14 protein-coding genes are annotated in these 17,693 nt (G+C 65.7%); all 14 read right to left on the reverse strand.

Annotated elements, in window-relative coordinates; all coding sequences use genetic code 11:
* Positions 1–16 precede the first annotated feature (16 nt).
* The gene (gene dapF / locus NFR41_RS03590; RefSeq protein ID WP_251230741.1) at positions 17–958 is read right to left on the reverse strand and encodes a diaminopimelate epimerase; all 942 of its coding nucleotides are present in this window, start codon (positions 956–958) and stop codon (positions 17–19) included.
* Between the two features lie 42 nt (positions 959–1,000).
* Positions 1,001–1,954: a tRNA (adenosine(37)-N6)-dimethylallyltransferase MiaA gene (miaA, locus tag NFR41_RS03595; RefSeq protein WP_251230742.1), complete on the reverse strand. Its 954-nt coding sequence runs from the start codon at positions 1,952–1,954 to the stop codon at positions 1,001–1,003.
* Complete coding sequence (gene miaB / locus NFR41_RS03600) at positions 1,951–3,303, reverse strand: tRNA (N6-isopentenyl adenosine(37)-C2)-methylthiotransferase MiaB (protein WP_160212484.1); 1,353 nt, start codon at positions 3,301–3,303, stop codon at positions 1,951–1,953. Before miaB ends, miaA begins: the two co-directional genes overlap by 4 nt.
* 9 nt (positions 3,304–3,312) lie before the next feature.
* Positions 3,313–3,636, reverse strand: a complete 324-nt coding sequence (locus tag NFR41_RS03605; protein ID WP_160212485.1) for a stage V sporulation protein S — start codon at positions 3,634–3,636, stop codon at positions 3,313–3,315.
* Positions 3,637–3,710: 74 nt separating this feature from the next.
* On the reverse strand, positions 3,711–4,922 hold the full coding sequence (locus tag NFR41_RS03610; RefSeq protein WP_251230743.1) for a S41 family peptidase: 1,212 nt from the start codon (positions 4,920–4,922) through the stop codon (positions 3,711–3,713).
* A gap of 102 nt (positions 4,923–5,024) precedes the next feature.
* Positions 5,025–5,933, reverse strand: coding sequence for a permease-like cell division protein FtsX (gene ftsX, locus NFR41_RS03615; protein WP_251230744.1), 909 nt, complete (start codon positions 5,931–5,933; stop codon positions 5,025–5,027).
* On the reverse strand, positions 5,926–6,741 hold the full coding sequence (gene ftsE, locus NFR41_RS03620; RefSeq protein WP_432762683.1) for a cell division ATP-binding protein FtsE: 816 nt from the start codon (positions 6,739–6,741) through the stop codon (positions 5,926–5,928). The genes ftsX and ftsE overlap by 8 nt, the downstream gene beginning before the upstream one ends.
* Positions 6,742–6,826: 85 nt before the next feature.
* Positions 6,827–7,792 carry a transketolase family protein gene (locus NFR41_RS03625; RefSeq protein WP_251230745.1) on the reverse strand — a complete coding sequence of 322 codons (966 nt, stop codon included), beginning with the start codon at positions 7,790–7,792 and terminating at the stop codon, positions 6,827–6,829.
* On the reverse strand, positions 7,785–8,642 hold the full coding sequence (locus NFR41_RS03630) for a transketolase (protein WP_251230746.1): 858 nt from the start codon (positions 8,640–8,642) through the stop codon (positions 7,785–7,787). Before NFR41_RS03630 ends, NFR41_RS03625 begins: the two co-directional genes overlap by 8 nt.
* Positions 8,643–8,787: 145 nt before the next feature.
* Positions 8,788–9,885, reverse strand: a complete 1,098-nt coding sequence (prfB, locus tag NFR41_RS03635) for a peptide chain release factor 2 (RefSeq protein WP_251230747.1) — start codon at positions 9,883–9,885, stop codon at positions 8,788–8,790.
* Positions 9,886–9,920: 35 nt separating this feature from the next.
* On the reverse strand, positions 9,921–12,737 hold the full coding sequence (gene secA, locus NFR41_RS03640) for a preprotein translocase subunit SecA (protein WP_251230748.1): 2,817 nt from the start codon (positions 12,735–12,737) through the stop codon (positions 9,921–9,923).
* A 133-nt stretch (positions 12,738–12,870) separates the two neighbouring features.
* On the reverse strand, positions 12,871–14,403 hold the full coding sequence (locus NFR41_RS03645) for a 2-isopropylmalate synthase (RefSeq protein WP_251230749.1): 1,533 nt from the start codon (positions 14,401–14,403) through the stop codon (positions 12,871–12,873).
* Positions 14,404–14,454: 51 nt separating this feature from the next.
* Positions 14,455–16,035: a phosphoglycerate dehydrogenase gene (serA, locus tag NFR41_RS03650; RefSeq protein ID WP_251230750.1), complete on the reverse strand. Its 1,581-nt coding sequence runs from the start codon at positions 16,033–16,035 to the stop codon at positions 14,455–14,457.
* Between the two features lie 181 nt (positions 16,036–16,216).
* Positions 16,217–17,548, reverse strand: a complete 1,332-nt coding sequence (gdhA, locus tag NFR41_RS03655) for an NADP-specific glutamate dehydrogenase (RefSeq protein WP_251230751.1) — start codon at positions 17,546–17,548, stop codon at positions 16,217–16,219.
* Positions 17,549–17,693: the final 145 nt, after the last annotated feature.

Below are 17,693 nucleotides of genomic sequence, written 5' to 3' on the forward strand. Positions count from 1 at the left end.
GCTGCCGGCATGCCGGCTAGTGCTCGAAGGTTCCGGCGAAGGCGGTGGCGGCGGGACCGGTCATGAAGACGCTGCCGCCTTCGCTCCAGCGGATGTGCAGGTCGCCCCCGCGCAGATGGACCAGGTTGCTGCGGCCCGAAAGGCCAAGCAGGCAGGCTGCGACGCTGGTGGCGCAGGTGCCCGTGCCGCAGGCCAGGGTTTCGGCGCATCCTCGCTCGTAGACCCTCATGGAAAGCGCCCCCTCCTGCTCGTCCGTTCCCGGGCGATCGACGGTTGCGAACTCCACGTTGGCCTTCTCGGGGAAGCGCTCGTGGCCCTCGAAGAACCTCCCGACCTTGTGCACGTCGAAGGTGTCGAGGCCCTTGCGCGAGGGGTCGGTGAAGGCGTCGTCGGGAAGCGTCTCGAAATCGTCGATGAACGTGACAGCATGGGGATTTCCCATGGATACGCAGGTGAAGCGGAAAGTGCCCCAGGGGGAGTCGATGGAGAGCTTCGAGACGAACGGGGCGCCCTGGGGTGCTTGCGCGTCGGGGGCGGCGTCTACCGGCACTTGGCTCGGGTCGAGGATGGGCGCACCCATGTCCACTGTGGCGTTTGCCAGCATTCCTCGGTCGTCCGTGGTGAAGCGGATGGGTTTGGGGCCTGCCAGGGTGTCGGCGGTGAGTTCGCCCGCCTCGGCGTCTACGATGCCGTTATCTACCAGGAACTTCGCGAAGCAGCGAACGCCGTTGCCGCACATCTGGGCCAAGGTCCCGTCGGAGTTGATGTAGTGCATGTAGGCGGCGCACTCGGGGCGCTTGGAGGGGCGTACCAGGATCACGCCGTCGGCGCCGATGCCGAAGTGGCGGTCGCATAGGCGCGCCACGGCGTCGGGAGCCAGCTCCAAGGCCTCTCCCCTGTCGTCGATCATGACGAAGTCATTCCCGAGACCGTTCATCTTCTGGAATTCGATGAGCATGCGTATCCTTTCTCCGTAAGCAGCCGACCTGGTCGTCGGCGGCTATGCGTTGTTTCCATGCAGCAGTGCCACCGCTTCGCCGACCATGCGCTGCGAATCGCCGTCGTCGCCGTTGATCCAGCGGATGCGCCCGTCCTTGCGAAACCAGGTGCGCTGGCGCTTGGCGTAGCGGTGCGTTGCGACCTTAATGGATTCGACAGCCGTCTCCAGGATGGTCTCTCCGTCCAGGTAGGCGACTATCTCCTTGTACCCGATGGCCTTGGGTGCGCACAGGCCCTCCCGAAAGCCCAGCTCGAGCAGCTGCTTTACTTCGCCGACGAGCCCCTGGGCCACCATGGCGTCAACGCGCGCGTCGATGCGCTTACGCAGAAGCGCGGGTTCCACCTCGATGCCGACGAACCGCGCGGGAACGCTTTGGGGGATGGAGGCGAGCTTCTCCCTCTGCTGGGCATAGGATATCCCCTCTTCGGCAAGCTCGAGGGCGCGGATGACCCGTTTCGAGTCGGCCGGGGCGATGACGGCAGCGGACCGTTCGTCGATGGAGTTGAGCATATCCCACAATGCAGTGGGGCCCGACTCCTCGAGCAAGGCGCGGTAGCGCTCGCGTATCGGGTTGCTCTCCTGCTCGCCTGCCGGGAAGCGGTAGTCGTCTATGGCCGCGCGTACGTAGAATCCGGTGCCGCCGCAGAGCACGGTGCGCTTCCCCCTGGCTGCGATGTCCCGGAACCGCTCGCGGGCGTAGTCTTGGAAAAGCGCCGCGGAATAGGGTCGGCCCGGATCGACGATGTCAAGGCCCCAGTGGGGTACCGCCCGCTCGCCTGCGGGCACCTTCCCCGTGCCGATGTCCATGCCGCGGTAGATCTGCATGCTGTCGGCGCTGACCACTTCCCCGCCGAGCGCCAGCGCGATGCCCTGGGCCAGGTCGCTCTTGCCTGAGGCCGTGGGTCCCACGACGCAGATTACCTGGGGTGCGAGTGAGGTCCCGAGGAGTGTCATGCAAGGCTTCCTTGCAGGTACCATGTCTTGGCATCGTCGATGCGCACGTCCACGATGCGCCCCTGGAGGTCCGCTGCGGAGCAGCCGGCGGGAACGGGGGCATGGACCGTCTGGTTCTTGGGGCTTCGTCCCGACAGCAGCGACGAGTCGCGCTTCGACGCGCCTTCCACCAGCACCGGCACCACTCTGCCCCGCTCGGTCTGGTTGGCTTCGAACGCTTGGCGCTGCACCAGCTCCACCAGTCGGTCGAAGCGCCCTTGAATTACCTCGCGGGGCGTGTCGTCGGGCATGGAGGCGGCAGGCGTGCCTTCGCGCTTCGAGTAGATGAAGGTGAACACCTGATGGTAGCCCACGGCCTCCACCAGGCGGTAGGTGTCCATGAAATCCTCCTCGGTCTCCCCCGGGAAACCTACGATGATGTCGGTGGAAAGAGCGATGTCGCCCTTCGCCTCGCGCAGCTTGCGCACCAGGTCAAGGTAGCGGGCGGCATCATAGCGCCGGTTCATGGCCTTGAGTATCCGATCCGAGCCGGACTGCACGGGAAGGTGGAGGGCCGGCATGAGCGAAGGCAGCGTGGCGAAACGCTCGATGACCTCGTCGCTGAGGTCCTTGGGATGGCTCGTGGCGAAGCGTATCCTCTCGATGCCCGTGTGCGCGACGGCGTCGAGCACATCGACGAACCGCGGGGAGCCGTAGAGGTCGCGCCCGTAGGAGTTGACGTTCTGACCGAGCAGCGTGATCTCCTTGACGCCTTCGGCCACGTAGCCCTCGGCTTCCGAGACGATATCCTCCAAAGGTCGAGACTTCTCGCGCCCACGTACGTAGGGAACGATGCAGTAGGAGCAAAAGTTATTGCATCCGATGGTGATGGGAAGCCACGCCGCCCAGGGCTGCTCGCGGTCGGTGGGAAGGTCGGTCGGAAACGACGCCGAAGCATCCCGCACCTCGACCTGGGACGAACCGGTGTCGAGGGCGGCCTGCAGCAAAGAAGGCAGGGCATGCAGGTTATGGGTGCCGAATACCACGTCCACGTGGGGCATGGCGTCCACGAGCTTCCGGCCGTCCCGCTGCCCGATGCAGCCTCCGATGGCGATCAGGCGCTTTGCGAGGGGCGAATCCGGCCGCAATGGCAGCGTGCGCATGGTTGCCACCTGCCCGTACAGGCGCGTATCGGCGGCTTCTCGAACGCAGCAGGTCAAAAACACCACCATATCGGCTTCCTCGAAGCTGTCCACGGGCGTGGCACCCAGCGCCTCGAGGGTGCCCAGCACGCGTTCCGAGTCGTGCTTGTTCATCTGGCAGCCGAACGTCTTGACGCAAAGGGTCAGCCCCTGAAACGACATGCTCATAGCGAAAGCCTACATCTGAGCGGCCACGGGGGCTGCCTGGGCCAGCTTGACGGGCACCACGGAGAACCGGATAGCGGTCCTGAACTCCCCGTCGATGACGATGTCGGCGAACGACGGCATACAGGCGACCTCGATGCCCACCGGCGAGAGGAAGCCGCGCGATATGGCGATAGCCTTCACGGCCTGGTTCACCGCTCCTGCCCCGACGGACTGTATGTCCACGGTCTTGCCGTCCTTCACCAGACCGGCGATCGCCCCTGCGACCGAGGCGGGTGATGACTTCGAGGACACCTTCAAGCAGGCGATGTCGGTCTGTGCGGTTTCGTGGTCCATGGTCAGTCGTTCTCTTCCTTGTTCGTTTTCGGTGCGTTTCGTCGTTCGTTTTCGCTGCGCGCTAGGCGCCCTTGTCATGATTCGCTGCTGGCCAGGTTCTGCGCCGTCTCCAAGGCGATGGCCAGCTGGTTGTCCTCGGTTTCGGAAAGCTTCACCGTGATGTCGGGCATGATGCCCACCTTGTCGAAGGCGTAGTCGAGCGGGCTTTTGTAGAAGGCGGCGGTGTAGCGCAGGGCGCCGCCGAAGGAGAGCTCGCGAGTCACCTGGACCGACCCCTTCCCCAAGGTGTTCTGCCCCACCACCGTTGCTCGCTGGTTGTCCTGCAGGGCCGCGGTGAGCACCTCGGCCGATGCGGCGGTGTTGCCGTTGACCAGCACCACGACCGGCTTGTCGGTGACGGTGGTGTTGGTGGTCGCGCTCTTCGTGGTGTCATCGGCCCCCTGGGTCTCGATGCGAACGATGGTTCCGCTGCGCAGAAGCAGGTCGGCGATGTTCACCGCTTGGGTTAGGAAGCCGCCCGGGTTGTCGCGCACGTCTATGACGTAGGCGATGGCGCCCTGGGCGTCCAGCTTGCGGAAGGCGCTCTCCATGAGCTTGGAGGAGGTCTGGGTAATCTGGCGCAGCTTGATGTAGCCCACGCCGTCGATGAGCTCGATGTCGATGTTGGGGATGCTGAGGTCCTCGCAGGCCAAGGTGGTGGTGTACTCCGGTCCCGTGGTGTCGTCGAGGGAGGCGGGGTGCCGCCAGGTGATGACTACGTCCTGTCCGCTTGAGCGCTTCAGCGCAGTGGTGACCTCGGCGATGGTCCAATCGTGGTCGCGGTTGCCGTCTATGGCCACTACCACGTCGCCCTCCTGCACGTTGGCCTGCTGGGCCGGGGAGCCGTCGAAGACGTCGACGGCGTAGGCGCGGCCGTTGTACTCGGCGAACAGCACGCCCACCCCCGAGTAGGACCCCGTGTCGGCCACGTCGCGCGTGAGCTCGTCGTACTGAAGGGGGGTGTAGTAGCGCATGTAGGGGTCGTCGGCCGTGGTGGCGAGCGCCTCCAGCAGCGCGGAGGTGGCCGAGTCGAGCTCGTAGGTCTCCACCGAGTCCTCGTCCAAGATCTTCTCGACCTCGGCGATGCGCGAGCCGAGCGAGTTGTTGGCGTTCTGCGTTTGGGCAGCTGGCTTGTCGTCGCCGGTGATGCCCGCACCGACGAATCCCAGGCTGTGAAGCAGCTGGCTTTCACCACGGACGAAGAAACCCAGGGAGAAGGCGCAAGCGGCGGCGATAAGCGCTACCATCGCCCTCTTGAAAAGGCCGGAACGGGCCTTCTGGCCTTGCTGGCCGGAGTTCCCGTTCCGCTTTGTCGTGTTGTGCTTTGCCATGGCGAGCAGGTGCCTGCGCTATACCTTCAGGTAGCGTCTCATGGCGAAGGCGGAGCCGATAAGGCCGATGATCAGGCCGGATACGGCAAGCGTCAGGTAGATGAGCAGGAAAGACTCGTTGCTCACGTTGAAGTTGAGGAACATGAGCGCGCTCTGGACCTTGGGCAGCACCAGATAGCGGAGCAGCTCCAGGATGCCGATGGCCAGGAGCGCGCCGATGACGGCATGCAGCGCGCCCTCCATGAGGAAGGGTCCGCGGATGAAGCCGTTGCTGGCGCCCACCAAGCGCATGATGGCGATCTCCTTGCGGCGGGCCAGAATGGCAAGGCGGATGGTGTTGTTGATGAACACCAGCGCGATGAAGATCAGAAGCACGATCAGCGCGATGCCGATGTAGCGGACGTAGTTGGTGAGGACGAACAGGCGCTCGACGGTCTGCTGGCCGTACTTGAGCGATTCGGCCGGGTCTTCGGGGTTGTCGCAGATGGTCTGGAACGTGGCGTTGTCCAGGATCTGCTGCGCCACCTGCTCGACCAGCTGCGGGTCGGACAGCTCCACCTCGATGGATGCGGGCAGCGGGTTCTGCCCGTCGAGGGTGTCGACGATGTCGGAATTGGAGGTCTGGCGGAAGTTCTCCAGCGCCTCCTCCTTGGTGGTGAAGCCGACGGAGGCCACGCCCTCGAGGCCCTCAATGTAGCGGGACAGCGATTGGATGTCGGAGTCGGAGGCGTCGTCGGCCACGAAGGCGGTGATGGACACTTCGTCCTCCACACCGGAGACCACGTTGTCCACGACCAAGCCGCCGATCAGGAAGATGCCGATAATCAGCAGCGACAGGAAGATGGTGACGATAGATCCCAGTGCCGTGGACAGGTTGCGCGTGAATCCGCGCAGGGATTCGCGGAAGAAGTAGACGATACTACGCATCGAAACCGTACACCCCCCTATTCTGGTCGCGAGTGAGCGTGCCGCGGTCGAGGGCGAGCACGCGACGGCGCATGCTGTCGACCATCTCGCGGTCGTGGGTGGCGACGAGCACCGTGGTGCCGGTCGCGTTGATGCGCTCGAGCAGGTCCATGATGCCACGGGAAGTCTGGGGGTCCAGGTTTCCCGTGGGCTCGTCGCAGACCAGAAGCGGCGGGCGGTTCACGATGGCGCGTGCGATGGAGACGCGCTGCTGCTCGCCGCCGGAGAGCTGGTCGGGAAGCTTGTTCAGCTTGTCCTGCAGGCCCACCAGTCGCAGAACCTCGGGCACCTGAGTCTTGATGACGTGGCGGCTCTTGCCGATTACCTCAAGCGCGAAGGCGACGTTCTCGAAGACCGTCTTGTTCGGCAGCAGCTTGAAGTCCTGGAACACGCAGCCGATGTTGCGGCGCAGGTAGGGCACGCGCCAGTTGCGCATGGTGGTGAGGTCCTCGTCGGCGACGTAGAGGTGCCCCGACGTGGGCTTCACCTCGCGGATGAGCATGCGGATGAAGGTGGACTTGCCGGAACCGGAGTGCCCCACCAGAAAGACGAACTCTCCGCCGTAGATCTCGACGGAGATGTCCGAAAGGGCCGGCTTGTTGGGCGCGGCAGGATATACCTTGGTAACATGGTCGAACGTGATGACCGGAATATTGTGCTGTTGCGGCAGGTCGTCGACGTCCAGCACGGGAAGCGACTGGGATAGCTGGGCTGCAGCCGTCGCCTGCTCGTAGCTCAGCTGGCCGCCGCCATGCCGAGATGGGCGCATGCTGGGCCCCTGGCTCATGTCGTTCGTCACAGAATGCTCCGTTTCATTTGCGTTTTACTGAGACCGACCTAGTTTATCAGATGCGTTAGCGGGCCAGAGCCGTTTTCACAGCTTGCACAATAGCAGCAGCTCCCAGGCCGAAATAATCCAGCAGCTCTTCAAATTCGCCGGACTTTCCGAACCGGTCGGCCATGCCGACGAACTCGACGGGGGCCGGGGCCGTGCGCGAGAGGCAGTCGGCCACCGCCGACCCCAGGCCGCCGATGGCGCTGTGCTCCTCGGCCACGATGAGGCGCCCGGTCTTCGCGACGGAGGCGAGGATCGTCCGCTCGTCGAGGGGTTTGACGGAGAACGCGTCGATCACCTCGACGGAGATGCCCTCGGCAGCAAGCATTTCGGCGGCGCAGAGGGCTTGCTCCACCTCGACGCCGCAGGCCACCACGGTGGCGTCGGACCCTTCGCGCAGTACGTAGGCGCGCCCGAGCTCCAACTCCACGCCGTCGGCGTACACGGCGGGGACCGAGGCGCGGCCCATGCGCACGTAGACCGGCCCCGGCGTTTGGGCGGCTATGCGGATGGCGCTTTCGGCCGCGGCGTAGTCGGCGGGGACGAGCACGCGCATGCCTGGAAGCGCGCGCATGAGGGCGATGTCCTCGAGCATCTGGTGCGAGCCCCCGTCGGGACCGACGGAGATGCCTGCATGGGTGGGGGCAATCTTCACGTCGAGGTTGCTGTAGCAGACGGTGTTGCGGATCTGGTCGTAGGCGCGCCCCGTGCCGAACACGGCGAAGGAGCCCGTGAAGGCCACATGGCCGGTGAGCGAGAGGCCGGCAGCCACGTCCACCATGTTCTGCTCGGCGATGCCGCAGTTGAACAGCCTGTCGGCGAAACCGGCGTCGGCTAGCTTCTTGGTGGTGGTCGACCCGGTCAGATCGGCGTCCACGGCGACGACCGGAACGCCCTCCTCCGCCAGCTTGGCCAGCGTGGCGCCGTAGGCCGCCCTGGTGGCGCGGCGGACGAGCTTCTCGTCTGGGTTTGCGAGCTTAACCACGGTAGCCCTCCGTTTCCTCGATGCGCGACAGCGCTTCGGAGAGCTCCTGCAGCGCTTGCTGGGTTTGCTCGGCGTTGGGAGCCTTGCCGTGCCATCCGGCCTGGTTCTCCATGAACGATACGCCCTTGCCCTTGACGGTTTGGGCGACGATGGCCCACGGCTTGCCGTTGCGAGCCTGCTTGGCCATGGTCAGGCAGGCGATGGTGGCGGCGATGTCGTGGCCGTCGACAGTGGCGGTGTTGAAGCCGAACGCCTGGAACTTGGCCGAGAGGCTCTCGGGATTGCATACCTCGGTGGTGGCGCCGTCGATCTGCAGGCCGTTGCGGTCGACGATGGCGACCAGGTTGTCCAGGCCGCGATGGGCGGAGAACATGGCCGCCTCCCACACCTGCCCTTCCTGGCACTCGCCGTCGCCCAGCAGGGCGAACACCGTGGCGTCGTTGCCGTCCAGGCGCAGGCCGCAGGCCATGCCGCTGGCGATCGAGAGGCCCTGCCCCAGCGAGCCGGTGGACACCTCCACCCCGGGCAGCAGGTTGCGGTCGGGGTGCCCCTGCAGGCGCGACCCCAGCTTGCGAAGCGTGGCCAGCTCCTCGGTCGGGAAGTAGCCGGCATGGGCCAGCGCCGCATAGAGCGCCGGCGCCGCATGGCCCTTGGCCATGACGAAGCGGTCGCGGTTCGGGTCGTCGGGGTTGGCGGGGTCGTGGTTCATGACTCCGCCGAAGTACAGGGCGGCAAGGATGTCGATGCAGGAAAGCGATCCGCCGGGATGTCCGCTTCCCGCCTCGGCGATCATGGAGACGATGTCCTGTCTCATCCTGTTCGCCAACGCCTCAAGCTGCGCAGGGTTCATGGGCTTCCTTCCGATCGTGTGCCATGGCGCCTATTGTACTCCCAAGCCCCTCTCCCCCTGGCGGGAATCTGGGACTTCGACAGGGTCTTTGCAGGAGCGGCGCGCGGAGTCGGGGCGACGCTGCGCCGGCGCGCGGAGCAAGAGGCTACTGGGAGACGCGCCAGGTGTGGTAGCCGATGACGAAGGGCTCGAGCGCCCCTCCCAGGACGGCGTCCACGTTTCCGGTCTCCACCCCGCTGCGCAGGTCCTTCACCAGCTGGTAGGGGAACAACACGTAGTTGCGGATCTGACTGCCGAAGGAGTTGTCCATGCGCTCGCCGCGCAGCTCATCCAGCTCGGCTTGGCGCTTTCGCTCCTCGAGCTCGTAGAGCTTAGCGCGCAGCACGCGGAAGGCCGCCTCCTTGTTCTGCAGCTGGCTTTTCTCGTTCTGGCAGGTGACGACGATGCCGGTGGGCTCGTGGGTGAGCCGCACCGCCGAGTCGGTGGTGTTGACGCACTGGCCGCCCGGGCCGCTGGAGCGGTACACGTCCACGCGCACGTCGGCGGGATTGAGGTCCACCTCAATGTCGTCGGCGATGACGGGCAGCACCTCCACCGATGCGAAGGTGGTCTGGCGTCGCTTCTTGGCGTCGGTGGGGCTGATGCGCACCAGGCGATGGATGCCGATCTCGCTGCGAAGCATGCCGTAGGCGTAGCGGCCCTCTATCTGGATGGTGGCCTTGTCCAGCCCTATGCCCTCGCCGGGGACCAGGTCGAGCACGGCGACCTTCCACCCCTTGTCCTCGGCGTAGCGCGTATACATCTGGTAGAGCATCTCGGTCCAGTCCTGGGCTTCCAGCCCCCCCTGCCCCGGGTTCACGGTGAGGATGGCGTCCCCCTCGTCGAACTGGCCGGAGAACCAGGATTCCACCTCCAGGGCGTCCAGGAGCTCGGTCAGCTGCATGCAGGCCCGCTCGGCCTCGTCGGCGAACGCCGTGTCCTCCCCCGCTAGCTCCAGGGCGGTTCGGGCGTCGTCGAGCAGGGTGCGGGCCCGCTCGTAATCCTCGATGGTGCTGCGCAGGTTCGACGCGCGCTTCGACACCGTCTGGGCGGAGGCGGGGTCGTTCCAGAAGTCCGGCGCGGCTATCTGCTCGTCGAGGGATGCGAGCTCGGCGGCCTTGTCGTCGATATGCAGGAAGGAGCGAGCGTCGCTTACGCGCCCGCTAGCCTTGTCTATCTCCCTGATCAGGTCTTTCGGTTCCATGGATGGGGGTTACCTCGCTGCTGTGCGAACGCTTCCTAGCGGTCGGCTCCGTGACACTTCTTGAACTTCTTGCCCGATCCGCAGGGGCACAGGTCGTTGCGGCCCACGTTGGCGAAGGGGTCGTCCTTGTCCTTGACGTAGGTGGAGGGGCGGGCCGCAGGGGCCGGGCGCGGCGCTTGCCGTGGGGCGCCGGGCATGGCGGGGTTGGGGCCGGTCACAGGACCGCGCGGGGCGACCGCGCCGGTCTGGGAGAGGTTCTGCTCCGGCGAGGAGTAGGAGACCTTGCCCTCCAGCGGGCTGCGCTCCGGCTGCAGCGCCGGTCCGTCCTGCTTGGCAGCCACCTGCAGGCGCAGAAGCGTGCGCAGGTAGTCCTCGTACATGCCGCTCGTAAGGCTCTGGAAGGCGTTGTATGCCTCGTTCTTGTACTCGACCAGAGGGTCGCGCTGGCCGAAGGCGCGAAGGCCGATGCCCGCCTTCAGGTAGTCCATGTCCTGCAGGTGCGCCATCCAGCGCGTGTCCATGATGCGCAGCATCACCTGGCTCTCGAGCATCTTCATGACCGATTCGCCTAGCTGCTCGGACTTGTCGGCGTAGACCTGCTCCAGGTATCCCACGATAGACCGGGCCAGCTCGTCGGGATCGTCGTCGTGCTCGACCGCCTCGCAGGAGAAGTCGTCGCGGCCGGTCATGTTGGCCACCCACAAATCCACCGCATGGGTGTTCCAGTCGTCGCTGGGGGACTTGGCGTCGCAGTTCTCGGCGACGACGTCCTCGACGGCGTCGGAGATGATGCGCGGCAGGCGCTCGTCCATGTTCTTGCCGTCCAGGATGGCGTTGCGCTCGTCGTAGATGGCGGCGCGCTGCAGGTTCATGACGTCGTCGTACTCGAGCACGTTCTTTCGTGCGGCGAAGTGCATGGTCTCCACCTGGCGCTGGGCGCCCTCGATGGCCTTGGACACCATGCTCGCCTGGATGGGCATGTCCTCGGGCATGTTGGTCTTCTGCATCATGGAGGCGATGGAGTCCATGCGGTTGCCGCCGAACAGGCGCATGAGGTCGTCTTCCAGCGAGAGGTAGAACTGCGTGGAGCCGGGGTCTCCCTGACGGCCCGAACGGCCGCGCAGCTGGTTGTCGATGCGGCGCGACTCGTGGCGCTCGGTGCCGATGACGCACAGGCCGCCGGCATTCAGCACCTGGTCGTGCTCCCGGGAGCACACGGCCCGGGACTCCTCCAGGGCCGCTGCGCGGTCCTGGTCGCTGGGGGCGGCCATGCCCCCCTCCTCCACCTCGTCGCCCTCGTGCAGCGCCGGGTCGAAGCCGCGGGAGCGCAGGATGTCGTCGGCGAGCACGTCGGGGTTGCCGCCCAGCAGGATGTCGGTGCCGCGGCCGGCCATGTTGGTGGCGATGGTGACGGCCCCCACGCGTCCGGCTTGGGCGATGATGTGGGCCTCGCGCTCGTGGTTCTTGGCGTTCAGGGTCTCGTGCCTGATGCCGCGCTTGTCAAGCAAGCGCGAGAGCTTCTCGGAGCTTTCGATGGACACGGTGCCGATGAGGCAGGGCTGGCCGTTTGCGTGGCGCGCCGCCACGTCGTCGGCCACGGCGTCGAACTTCGCCTCGATGGTGCGGTAGACAAGGTCGTTCTCGTCGTCGCGGATGACCGGCTTGTTCGGCGGGATGGCCACCACGGCCAGGTTGTAGATCTTGCGGAACTCCTCGTCCTCGGTCATGGCGGTGCCGGTCATGCCGGAGAGCTTGTCGTAGAGGCGGAAGTAGTTCTGCAGCGTGATGGTGGCAAGGGTCTGGTTCTCCTCGCGCACCTTCACGCGCTCCTTGGCCTCCACGGCCTGGTGCAGGCCCTCCGACCAGCGCCGTCCCTCCATGATGCGCCCGGTGAACTCGTCCACGATCTTCACCTCGCCGTCGGCCACCACGTAGTCGACGTCGCGGTGGAACAGGAACTGGGCTTTCAGCGCCTGCTGCAGGTGGTTGGCCAGCTGCCCGGAAGGGTCCGCGTAGATGTCGTCGATGCCCAGCATTGCCTCCACCTTCTCAAGGCCGCTCTCGGTGGTGGTGATGGTCTTCTTCGCCTCGTCCATCTCGAAGTCCTTGTCGCGGACGAGGCCGGGCATCACGCGGGCGAACTTGTTGTAGGTCTCGGCGGCCTGGGTGCCGGCGCCGGAGATGATCAGCGGCGTGCGCGCCTCGTCGATGAGGATGGAGTCGACCTCGTCCACGATGGCGAAGTGGTGCCCCCGCTGCACGCGGCTGTCGGCGCGGGTGACCATGTTGTCGCGCAGGTAGTCAAAACCGAACTCGGAGTTGGTGCCGTAGGTGACGTCGGCGGCGTAGGCGAGCTTCTTCTGGGCGGTCTTCATGCCGTTCTGGATAAGGCCCACCTTCATGCCCAGGGCCTTGTACACCTGCCCCATCCACTCGCTGTCGCGCCGTGCCAGGTAGTCGTTGACGGTGACCACGTGCACGCCCTGGTCGGAGACGGCGTTAAGGTAGCCGGCCAGCGTCGACACGAGCGTCTTGCCCTCGCCGGTCTTCATCTCGGCGATCTTGCCCTCGTGAAGCACCATGCCGCCGATGAGCTGCACGGGGAAATGGCGAAGGCCGATGGTGCGCACGGACGCCTCGCGGGTGGCGGCGAAGGCCTCGGGCAGAAGGTCGTCCAAGTTCTCGCCCCTGTCGAGCCGCTCGCGAAACGCTGCGGTGATCGCGAAGAGCTCCTCGTCGGTGAGCTCCTGCATGCGGGGCTCCAGCGTGTCGATGTAGGCGGCGCGGTTCTGGTACTCGCGCATCTGCTTGCCTTCGCCTAAGGTCAGAAGCTTCGAGAGAAATCCTGCCATTGCGGTTCGTTCCTTTCATGCGGGGCGCTACCCCGCTGTTGCGCAATGCGCGTTCGGGTAATCCCGGCACCTTAGCACAGGCGTTCCCCGGCAGTCCAGGGAACGCGGCGGTTATCCTTATATACGCATAATGCTAGCGGCGATGCTCCTGCTTGTCGGTGAGCAGGCGGTTGATCGCGTTGATGTAGGCCTTTGCCGAGGAGACGGTGATGTCCCCGTCGGCGCCGCGGCCGGTGTAGACCTCGCCGTCGGGCGCGGTCACGCGGATAGTCACCTCGCCCAGGGCGTCGATGCCGCGGGTGACCGCCTGCACGCTGAACTCGGTCAGGTCGTTTTCCACCTGCACGATCTTGTTGACGGCCTTGTACATGGCGTCCACCGGGCCGGTTCCCCATTCGCAGGCGGTGATGACCTGGTCGGCGGCGTTGCGCAGGGTGACCGTGGAGGTGGCTTTCATGTCCATGCCGCAGCTGGTCTGCACGCCCAGGAGCGTGTAGATGGCGCTCTCGTTGCGGTCGCGCTCGTTCACAAGGCTCTCCAGGTCCTCGTCGTAGACCTCCTTCTTCTTGTCGGCAAGGTTGAGGAAGGCCTCGTAGACCTGGTCGAGGGTCTCGGCGTCGAACTCGTAGCCCAGCTCCTCCAGGCGGTGCTTCAGGGCCGCGTGCCCGCTGCGGGCCGTGAGCACGATCTGGGAGGCGCCGGCGCCCACGTCGGCGGGGTCGATGATCTCGTAGGTGTCGCGCTTCTTGAGCACGCCGTCCTGGTGGATGCCGGAGGAGTGCGCGAAGGCGTTGGCGCCCACGATGGCCTTGTTGGCCTGAACGTTCATGCCGGTGATGGAGCTGACCAGGCGGCTCGCCTTGATGAACTCGCGCGTGTTGATGTCGGTATGGGCGTCAAGCTCATCCTGATGCATGCGGATGGCCATCACCACCTCCTCCATGGCGGTGTTGCCGGCGCGCTCGCCCAGGCCGTTGATGGTACACTCAACCTGGCGGGCGCCGTTGCGCACGCCGGCCAGCGACAACGCCGTGGCCATGCCCAAATCGTTGTGGCAGTGAACGGAGACGGTGACGTTCTCGATGCCGCGCACGCCCTCCATCAGGTACTTAATGCGGGCTCCGAACTCCTCGGGCAGCGAGTAGCCGGTGGTGTCGGGGATGTTGACCACCGTGGCGCCCGCGTCAACCACGGCCTGGATCACCTTGACCAGGAAGTCGTAGTCGGAACGCCCCGCGTCCTCGGCGTAGAACTGCACGTCCTCCACGAAGCTCTTGGCGTAGCGCACCGCGTGCACGGCGCGCTCGATGCACTGCTCCTCGGTGATGCGCAGCTTGTCGCGCATATGGCTGGGGGAAACGCCTATGCCCGTGTGGATGCGCGGACGCTTGGCGTAGCGCAGCGCGTCGGCGGCAGACTCGATGTCCTTGTCCACCGCGCGGGTGAGGGCGCATATCGTGGCGCTGTCGCCGGCCAGCTCGGCGATGCGGCGCACGCTCTCGAAGTCGCCGGGGCTGGAGATGGGGAATCCCGCCTCGATGACGTCGACGCCCAGGCGCAGCAGTTGCCGGGCGACGACCAGCTTCTCCTCGGTGTTCATGGAGGCCCCGGGCGACTGCTCGCCGTCGCGCAGGGTGGTGTCGAAGATGTCGATTTTGCGGGTCATGGGAATCCTTCTCCTTGGGATCGCGGTTGCGGGCGGCCGTCGGGCGGCGTGCTACAGCTTGACGTGCCAGAGGTTCTTGAGATCGGGGATGGTGGCGCGAAGGCGGTCGAGCACCTCGTCGGCAAGGGGCCCTTCCACGTTCATGAACACGAGCGCGCAGCTCTCGAGCGGTTTCGTGCCTATCTGCATGGTGGTGATGTTGATGTCGGCGTCCCCCAGCACGGTGCCGATGGTGCCGATGCGTCCCGGGGCGTCGGGGTACTCGAAGATGAGCGACTGGCGTCCTGGGGCGATGTCGATGCGGTACCCCAGAAGCGACACGATGCGCGGCTGGGATGCCGGGCCGGAGAGCATAGAGGTGATCTCCATGGCGTCTGCGTCGACCCGCACCGTGGAGGCGTACTCGTGGGCGTCGTGTTCGACGGCGGTGGAGGTGCTGATGCCGTGGCGGTGGGCCACCGCATCAGCGTTGACCGGGGTCACCAGGCTGTCTGACTTGTAGGACATGAGACCCGAGAGCGTGCCGGCCATGAGCACGGACATGTCGGCGCCGGCCAGGGCGCCGGCGGCGGTGACCGACAGCGTCTTGGGAAGCGAGGCGTCCATCTGCGCCAGAATCCTGCCCATCATCTGGCAAGCGGGAACGTAGGGCCCCACCTTGCTGGCCGCTTCGGGCGCAACGGGGGTCATGTTCAGAGCCGTGGGCACGAGGCTGCCGTCCAAGGCTGCGATGACGTATTCGGCTATCTGGGTGGAGGCGCGGTCCTGGGCCTCCTTCGTGGCGGCGCCCATGCGGGGCGTCAGGATGACGTTGTCGAACTCGTGCAGGGGGCTTCCCAGGCACGGCTCGTCTTCGAACATGTCGATGGCGGCGGCGCCTATCTTGCCGGCGGCGACGAAGTCGGCAAGGGACTTCACGTCGTAGATGCCGCCGCGGGCGGTGTTCACCAGGATGACGCCGTCCTTCATGGCAGCGAACTCGTCGGGGCCGAACATGCCCATGGTGTCGGGGGTCTTGGGCATGTGCACGGTGATGAAGTCGGCCTGGGGAAGCACTTCCTCGAGCGTTCCCACCAGCTCCACCCCCAAGGCGTCGGCGCGCTCGGGGCGGCAGTAGGGGTCGTAGCCCACAAGGCGCATGCCGAAGGCGGCAGCGCGCTCGGCCACCAGCCCCCCTACCCGGCCCAGGCCGAAGATGGCGAGGGTCTTTCCGAAGAGCTCGCACCCCAGGTAGGGCGCGCGCTCCCATCGGCCGGCTTTCATGGAGGCGTTGGCCTGGGGAATCTTGCGGGCGGCGGCCATCATGAGGGCGAGCGTGTGCTCGGCGGTGCTCACGATGTTGGAGGTGGGGGCGTTGCAGACGATGATGCCCCGTTCGGTGGCGGCGTCTACGTCGATGTTGTCGGCGGTCACGCCGGCGCGGCCCACGACCTTGAGCTTCTTCGCGGCGTCGAGCACCCGGGGGGTGACCTGGGTGGCCGACCGCACGATGAGGGCGTCGTAATCCCCGACGGCCCTCACGAGCTCGGCCTCGCTCATGCCCAAGCGCTCGTCGACGGTAAGCCCCGCGTCTTCGAGAACCGCGATGCCGGCGTTACTGAGCTTCTCGGTCACCAGTACGTTCTTGCCCATAACGTGAACAGCCTCCCTCGTCGTGCGCTTCCGCTGTCATAGGTGGGGTTCATGATATAGCAACCCTGCAGCCCGAAGGCCAAATGCCTGAAAAACCCACCAAGGACGAAAGCAGGCGCCCCCGACACCTTCTCTGCGGTGCCGGGGGCGCCTCGGTAGCGAGCGTGTGCGCAGGTTGCTGTTACACGATGCCCTGGGCCATCATGGCGTCGGCCACCTTCAAGAAGCCGGCGATGTTGGCGCCCATGACGTAGTTGCCCTCGTGGCCGTACTCGCGGGCGGCGTCGTCGGCGGCATGGTAGATGTTGCGCATGATGCCGTGCAGCTTCTCGTCGACCTCTTCGAAGGTCCAGCTCAGGCGCTCGGAGTTCTGGCTCATCTCCAGGCCGGAGGTGGCCACGCCGCCGGCGTTGGCTGCCTTGCCGGGCATGAACACCACGCCGTTTTCCATCAGGTACTCGGTGGCGTCCATGGTGGTGGGCATGTTGGCGCCCTCGGCTACGATCTTGCAGCCGCTGGCCACTAGCTGCTTGGCGTCGTCGAGGTGCAGCTCGTTTTGGGTGGCGCAGGGAAGCGCGATGTCCACGGGCACCGACCATACGCCGCGTCCCTCGTGGTACTCAACGCCCTCGCGACGGGCGGCGTACTCGCTGATGCGGGCGCGCTCCACCTCCTTAACCTGCTTGAGCAGGGCGACGTCGATGCCCGCCGGGTCGTAGACCCAGCCGGTGGAGTCGGAGCAGGTGACCACCTTGGCGCCCAGGGACTGCGCCTTCTCGATGGCGTAGGTGGCGACGTTGCCGGAACCGGACACGGCGCACACCTTGCCCTGGAAGCTGTCGCCGTGGCAGGACAGGTACTCGTCGACGAAGTAGATGAGACCGTAGCCGGTGGCCTCGGTGCGAGCCAGCGACCCGCCGTAGGAAAGCCCCTTGCCGGTGAGTACGCCCACCCATTCGTTGCGCAGGCGCTTGTACTGGCCGAACATGTAGCCGATCTCGCGGGCGCCCGTGCCGATGTCGCCGGCCGGAACGTCGGTGTCGGCGCCGATGTGGCGCTGCAGCTCGGTCATGAAGGACTGGCAGAAGCGCATGATCTCGTTGTCTGACTTGCCCTTCGGGTCGAAGTCGCAGCCGCCCTTGCCGCCGCCCATGGGCAGCGTGGTGAGGCTGTTCTTGAACACCTGCTCGAAACCGAGGAACTTGATGATGCTCAGGTTCACCGACGGATGCAGGCGCAGGCCGCCCTTGTAGGGTCCGATGGCGCTGTTGAACTGCACGCGCATGCCGCGATTGACGTGGACGTCGCCGTTGTCGTCGACCCAGGGCACGCGGAACATGATCACGCGCTCGGGCTCGACGATGCGCTCGAGCAGGGCCGCCTTCTCGTACTCGGGATGGGCCTCGATCACGGGCTCGAGCGAGGTCAGAACCTCGGTGACAGCCTGGATGAACTCGGGCTGCTCGGCGTTTTTGGCCTTCACGTCCTCGATGATGCGCTCTACGTAGCTCAAGGGAACCTCTTTTCTCGCAAACCGAACCTACAAACGCATAAACGCGCATGTATCTGCAATTTGACAGTATAGGACGGCCCGTGCATTCGCCTGCGGCGGAAACGGTGATTTAAAAGGTTCGAAACAAAGAGAACAGACGGCCTGC

Origin of the sequence: Adlercreutzia aquisgranensis (assembly GCF_943193145.1) — a bacterium.
Classification (GTDB): Bacteria; Actinomycetota; Coriobacteriia; order Coriobacteriales; family Eggerthellaceae; genus Xiamenia; species Xiamenia aquisgranensis.